The following is a 6,481-nucleotide window of genomic DNA, read 5'->3' as shown; positions in this document are numbered from 1 at the left end:
GCTATTCGGCGACCGCGCCCGATCTGTCGGCGCTGGTCACGAAGCTGAAGCGCGCAAAGCCCGACGTGATCTTCCACACCGGCTACAATCCGGACATTACCCTGTTGTTCCGCCAGGCCCGCGAGCAGGGGCTGAAGTTCGGCGCCATCGTCGGCCACGGCGCGGGCTACGGCGTCTACGAGAAGCTGAAGGAAGGCCTCGGCGCCGACGCCAACTATCTGTTCAACACCGACCCGATCTCGATCTGGCTTGCCAACCAGAAGAGCATGGATCCCAAGCTGCCGCCGGTCATCAAGATGGTCGGCGAGGAGTTTGACCGGCTGAAGCCCGGCGTGCCGATCCGTTCCGCCCATGTCGGCATCGGCGCGGCCAACGCCTATGTCTTCCTCGACGACGTCTTGCCGCGCGCGATCAAGAAGTATGGCGGCGTCGATCCGGATGCGCTGCGCAAGGCCGCGCTCGACACCGACATACCCGAGGGCGGCACCATGCTCGGCTACGGCGTGAAGTTCTACGGCGAGGGAGAGCAGTATGCCGGGCAGAACGCGCGCTCGTTCCCGGTGGTGCTGCAATATATCGACGACAAATCCTATGTGGTGTGGCCGAAGAGCCAGATGCAGCGCGAGACCGAGCTGCCGCTGCCGGCCGGCACCACCTACAGCTACAAATAGCTCGCTCGCGAAGGGAACTGCCGTGCTCGCCGTGGAAGGCCTGGTCAAGCGGTTTGGCGGCTTTCGTGCCGTCAACAACGTGTCGTTCCGCGTCGAGCAGGGCGAGATCCTCGGTCTGATCGGCCCGAACGGCTCGGGCAAGAGCACGATCTTCAACATGCTCTCGGGCACCTTGCCGCCGACCTCCGGCTCGATCCTGTTCGACGGACACGAGATCGCGGGGCTCGCCCCGCACCGGATCATCAACCGTGGCATCGGCCGTACCTTCCAGATCCCGCGGCCGTTCCATCGCCTCAGCATCTTCGAGAACGTCGTGCTCGCCGGGTTCTACGGCCAGGGCCGCCACAGCCGCGGCAAGGCCGAGGAGGCCGCCGAGCGGGCGCTTGCGATGGTCGGCCTGCCGACCGATCGCAACGCCAGCGTCGAGGGCCTCGGCGCCGCCGGGTTGAAGAAGCTCGAGCTCGCCAAGGCGCTCGCCACCGGCCCGAAGCTGTTGCTCGCGGACGAGAGCCTTGGCGGTCTCGACGAGGCCGAGATGGACCAGGCCGCCGACATGCTGCGCCGGATCCGCGACGAGCTCGGCATCACCATCATCTGGGTCGAGCACATCATGGGCGTATTGATGCGCGTGGTCGATCGCGTGATGGTGCTCGATCACGGCGAGAAGATCGCCGAGGGCCTGCCGGCCGATGTCGCCGGCGACGCAAAAGTGATCGAGGTCTATCTCGGCACCGATGCGGATGCGAGCCTCGCGGCCGCGGCGGCAGCCCAGGCGCGGCGCCGGATCGGGGCGTGAGCGCATATGCTGGAATTGAAATCGATTGACGCGGGCTATGGCAGCTTCCAGGCGCTGTTCGACGTCAGCCTCGACGTCAAGGCGGGCGAGGCTGTCGGCGTGATCGGCCCGAACGGCGCCGGCAAGACCACCTTGATGCGGGTGATCTCCGGGTTGATCCGACCGATCAGGGGCACGATCGCGATGGAAGACGCCGACGTCGTCGCGACGCCCCCACATCGCATCGTCAGCCTCGGGATCGCGCATGTGCCGGAAAATCGCCGGCTGTTTCCGCGGCTCACCGTCGCCGATAACCTGAAGATGGGCGCCTTCATGCCCGGCGCCCGCGCGCATTACGCCGAGCGGCTCGAGTTCGTGTTCGAGCTGTTTCCGCGCATGAAGGAGCGCCAGCACCAGATGGCCGGGACGATGTCGGGCGGCGAGCAGCAGATGTGCGCGATCGGCCGTGCGCTGATGTCGAACCCGAAACTGCTGCTGCTCGACGAGCCGTCGGCCGGGCTCGCGCCGGTCGTGGTGCAGCAGGTGTTCGAGCTGGTCAAGCGCATCCGCGCCAGCGGCCTGACGGTCCTGATCGTCGAGCAGAACGTGCAGCAGGTGCTGCGCGTGGTCGACCGCGCCTATCTGCTGGAAGCCGGCAGCATCCGCGCCGCCGGGTCAGCGGCGGAGCTCGCGGCGAGCGACACCATCAAGCAGGCGTATTTGGGGGTGTGAGGATGATGACAACACATCTGGCAGGCGTGCTCACCCCGTTTCCCGTCATCCCCGCGCAACGGCTACACCGTTGTCGCTGGAGGAGCGGCGTTAGCCGCGTCTCGAAGGATCGACGGCCACCAGCCGGGCCGTACATCCTTCGAGGCGCCGCTTCGCGGCTCCTCAGGATGACGGGAACGAGTGACGTCACGGTCTAGGGGCAGAGCCAGCATGCAATCCTTCTTCGACATCTTCGACATCTACCTGCTGGAGGCCGTCATCAACGGCATCCTGCTCGGCGGCGTGCTGGCGCTGCTCGCGCTCGGGCTCAACCTGATCTTCGGCGTCATCGACGTCACCTGGATCTGCTACGCCGAGCTTGTGATGATCGGCATGTACGGCATGTACTATCTCGTGCAGGTTTTTCACTTGCCATACTGGGCCGCCGCGCCGCTCGTCATCCTGCTGGTGGCGCTGCTCGGCGGCGCGCTGCATTTCTTCGTGATCGCGCCGCTCCTGACTGCGCCGCCGATCAACCAGCTGCTCGCCACCGGCGGTGTGCTGTTCATCCTGCAGAGCTTTGCCACCGTCGCGTTCGGCATCGACTTCCGCAATCTCGGCATCCGCCTGCCGGTGCTCGCGCTCGGCGAGATGAATTTCAGCTACGCGCGATTGCTGTCGTTCGCCGCCGCGCTGCTCGGCATGATCGGCGTCTATCTGTTCCTGACCCGCACCTTCACCGGCACCGCGATCCGTGCCATCGCACAGGACCGCCAGATCATGCCGCTGATGGGCGTCGACCCCAAGCGCATCTATCTCGTCACCTCGGCGATCGGCGGCGGGCTCGCCGGGCTCGCCGCTTGCCTGCTGGTGCTGCAATATGACGTGCATCCGTTCGTCGGCCTGTCGTTCGGGCCGATCACCTTCCTGATCTGCGTGCTCGGCGGGCTCGGCAATTTCATCGGCGGCTTCATCGCCGCCTTCGTGTTCGCCGAGATCATCTCGCTCGGCGGCCTGTTCTCCGATCTCGAATGGGGTTACGTGCTGGCCTTTGCCTTCTTCATCGTCATGATGTTCATCCGGCCCGCGGGCCTCCTGGCGAGGCGCTCGTGAACAGGCAAGCCGCCGGCTGGATCATCGCGCTGCTCGCGCTCGTCGCGGTGCCTTTCGTGCATCGCGATCCCTATCATCTGCACGTGCTGGTGCTGATCCTGATCTGGTCGTTCGCCTACACCTCATGGTCGATCATGGGGCGCTTCGGCCTGGTCTCGCTCGGCCATGGCGGCTTCATGGGCATCGGCGCCTATGTCACCGCATTGCTGTGGAACCATCTCGGCGTGTCGCCCTGGATCGGCATTCCCCTCAGCATGGCGACCGCCGGCGTGCTCGCGCTTGTCGTCGCCTATCCCTGCTTTCGCTTCCGCATCACCGGGCATTATTTCGTGCTGGTGACCCTGGCGCTGTCGGGCATCGTGCTGCAGGTCATCACCGCGACCCGCGACTATACCGGCGGCTCGCTCGGCTACACGCCGCAGCGCGCGCCGAGCGGCAAGGGGCTGCTCGCGCTGCAATTCGACGACAAGACCACCTGGTATCTGATCGCGCTCGCGGTCTGGGTCTTGGGCCTCGTGATCTGGCGCGCGATCGACCGCAGCATGATCCGCCATGCCATGGAGGCGATCTCGGAGGATGAGGATGCCGCCGCCGCGGCCGGCGTCAACGTCACCGCCGAGAAGCTCAAGATCACCCTGATCAGCGCGCTGATGACCGCGCTGTCGGGCGCGCTCTATTGCCAGTACCAGATGTTCATCTCGCCCGACACGGTGAGCGGCATCGCGGTCTCCTTGCAGATGGTGTTCGCGGCGATCGTCGGCGGCGTCTATGTCGCGCTGGGACCGACGGTCGGCGCCGTCATCACCATCGTGCTGGCCGAGGTGCTGCGCATCTCTTTCGGCACCAAGGCGGTCGGCTGGGACAATCTGGTCTATGGCGTGCTGCTGGTGCTGTTCATCATCTTCCTGCCCAAGGGCATTCTTGGTAGCGTGATCGACCGGATCAAGTCGTCACGCAAGCCGTCGAGAAGCCATGAGCAACAAACCGTCCCCATCGCTCGCCGATGAACTGAAGCCCTTCGTCGCGCCGTTCCGCTTCGACGGGTCGGGCGAATTTCACCTCAAATCGTATCCGACCGCCGAGAAGGGCGGCATCGACAAGGACGCCGGCGGCAAGATCATCGAGGCCAACCGCAAGCGGCTCAACGATTTCCAGGAGAAGCTCTACGCCCAGGACCGCTGGTCGCTGCTGCTGATCTTCCAGGGCATGGATGCCGCCGGCAAGGATTCTGCGATCAAGAGCGTGTTCGAGGGCGTCAATCCGCAGGGCTGCGAGGTTTCCTCCTTCAAGCAGCCGTCGACCAGGGAGCTCGACCACGACTTCATGTGGCGCGCGATGATCGCGCTGCCGGAGCGCGGCCGCATCGGCATTTTCAACCGTTCCTATTACGAGGAGTGCCTGGTGGTGCGGGTGCATCCCGAGGTGCTCGACAAGCAGAAGATTCCGAAGCGCCTCGTCAGCAAGGACATCTGGCGCGAGCGCTTCGAGGACATTGCGGCGATCGAGCGCTATCTGTCGCGCAACGGCACCGTAATCCTGAAATTCTTCCTCAACGTCTCCAAGGAGGAGCAGCGCCAGCGCTTCCTCGACCGGCTCGAGGAGCCGGCCAAGAACTGGAAGTTCTCGATGGCCGACGTCGCCGAGCGCAAGCTGTGGGCCAAATATCAGGCCGCCTATCAGGACATGATCCATCACACCGCGACCGGGCAGGCGCCCTGGCACATCGTGCCGGCCGACCACAAATGGTTCGCCCGCGTCGTGATCGGCTCGACCATCGTCAACGCGCTCGACAAGCTCGACCTGAAATTCCCCGAGGTGGACAAGGCCGACTTAAGCGAATTCAAGCGCGTCCGCGCGGCGCTGGAGACGGAAGGCAAGGGGGCGGAGAAGAAGGCCGCGACGGCGAGGAAATAGGGCGCGGAGAAGCTGGATGACATCCCGCGGTCCCGCGACGTGAGCAGACCGCGGGCTCTCGCTCCCTTTGCGGCGTGGGAGGCGTCCCACCCGCCGGAGCCGTCCTTATGTGCGCGTCTGGCGTCCGCAGTCTCGCGGGCAATCTATCGCAAGGTGACGCGTTGTCGGCCGCATGCGGATATTCCCCGCTCAAACCGGCCGCATGCAAGGTAATATTAATGAATTGACGCAACATGAGGGCATGGCAACCGCAGATTTAGCGACAGGCAATCACAACGTGAATGATGACGCGCTGATGGGCGTGCTCTGGGCGCCCGTCCTGCTATTCTTGGCCGGTTGTTTTGCCGCCTTCCATTGGTCCGGCTTCAGGCACGTCGACGTCGATTGGGATGGGTATGGCAAGGTAGCCGCGATCGTTCTCAGCATCTACCTCGTGGCAAAGGGACTGCGCATCCAATTCGTTCAATTGTTCATAAATACCTGGTCGCAGAATATCATCGTGGCGATCGCTGCAACGATGTTGACCTATGCGGCAGCGACGGTCGGCCGTCCCCTGGTTGATGCTCAGCTTCTGCGTGCCGATCAATTGATGGGCTACGACTGGAGGACCTATGCGGGCCTGTTCGCTGGTTCGGACATGATGGCCCGCATCGTGACCGAGGCCTATAACTCCATTTTCCTTCTTCCCCATCTCGTAATCCTGGTGCTGGCCGTGACGGGGAGAATCCAAACGCTCGAAAAATTCATCCTGGCGGCGATCATATCGCTAACCATCACCATTGCAGTTTTCGCCTTGTTGCCCGCCACCACGGCATGGACCCATCTGCACGTCAGCGATACGGAAGTGTCTTCGTTCCGGAATTTGCCTCTGACCTCCGAGGGCTGGATCGACGATCTGATCCGGATCCGCGACGGGAGCCTCAGGAGCCTGCGCAATTTTCATGGCCAGGGACTGATCGCGTTTCCAAGCTTTCACTGTACCGCGGCCTTGATCCTGATCTGGGCATGCTGGAACGTTCGATGGCTTCGCATTCCGATGACGCTGGCAAATCTGGCCATGATACTGGCGACGCCCATCGTCGGCGGTCACTACGTGGTGGACTTGATCGGCGGTCTGGTGGTCACGATCGTGTCTGTGATCCTCGCCGGTTGGCTTCATGCCTGGATGTTGCGCCATGTGACCATGTTCCGGCGCGGGGCGTGGGCGATGATTCCAGCGGCTCATCGAGGTGAGCCCCGCGCGGAAGTGCGGTGAGCGGGCCGCTCAGGCTCCCTCTCTCGCAAGGAGAAGGGAGCG

Annotated in this window: 7 protein-coding genes; all 7 read left to right on the top strand. The window is 63.9% G+C overall.

Going from position 1 to position 6,481, the window contains the following annotated elements:
* Positions 1 to 671: ABC transporter substrate-binding protein (locus PMN64_RS28580; RefSeq protein ID WP_411783071.1), on the top strand; the 671-nt coding region annotated here is incomplete at its 5' end.
* A gap of 22 nt (positions 672 to 693) precedes the next feature.
* Positions 694 to 1,467, top strand: coding sequence for an ABC transporter ATP-binding protein (locus PMN64_RS28575; protein WP_018272977.1), 774 nt, complete (start codon positions 694 to 696; stop codon positions 1,465 to 1,467).
* A 6-nt stretch (positions 1,468 to 1,473) separates the two neighbouring features.
* Positions 1,474 to 2,178, top strand: a complete 705-nt coding sequence (locus PMN64_RS28570) for an ABC transporter ATP-binding protein (RefSeq protein WP_028342382.1) — start codon at positions 1,474 to 1,476, stop codon at positions 2,176 to 2,178.
* A 210-nt stretch (positions 2,179 to 2,388) separates the two neighbouring features.
* Entirely contained in the window at positions 2,389 to 3,270 is an 882-nt protein-coding gene (locus PMN64_RS28565; RefSeq protein WP_411783070.1) for a branched-chain amino acid ABC transporter permease, read from the top strand.
* Positions 3,267 to 4,277, top strand: a complete 1,011-nt coding sequence (locus tag PMN64_RS28560) for a branched-chain amino acid ABC transporter permease (protein WP_411783069.1) — start codon at positions 3,267 to 3,269, stop codon at positions 4,275 to 4,277. The genes PMN64_RS28565 and PMN64_RS28560 overlap by 4 nt, the downstream gene beginning before the upstream one ends.
* Positions 4,243 to 5,184 carry a polyphosphate kinase 2 family protein gene (locus PMN64_RS28555; RefSeq protein ID WP_028342385.1) on the top strand — a complete coding sequence of 314 codons (942 nt, stop codon included), beginning with the start codon at positions 4,243 to 4,245 and terminating at the stop codon, positions 5,182 to 5,184. The genes PMN64_RS28560 and PMN64_RS28555 overlap by 35 nt, the downstream gene beginning before the upstream one ends.
* A gap of 172 nt (positions 5,185 to 5,356) precedes the next feature.
* Positions 5,357 to 6,439 (top strand): phosphatase PAP2 family protein, encoded by a 1,083-nt coding sequence (locus PMN64_RS28550; protein WP_411783068.1) that lies wholly within the window; start codon positions 5,357 to 5,359, stop codon positions 6,437 to 6,439.
* The last annotated feature ends 42 nt before the right edge of the window (positions 6,440 to 6,481 follow it).

It is taken from the genome of Bradyrhizobium sp. UFLA01-814, from assembly GCF_046718885.1.
Taxonomy (GTDB): domain Bacteria; phylum Pseudomonadota; class Alphaproteobacteria; order Rhizobiales; family Xanthobacteraceae; genus Bradyrhizobium; species Bradyrhizobium elkanii.
This window is presented reverse-complemented; position numbering and strand designations above follow the sequence as displayed.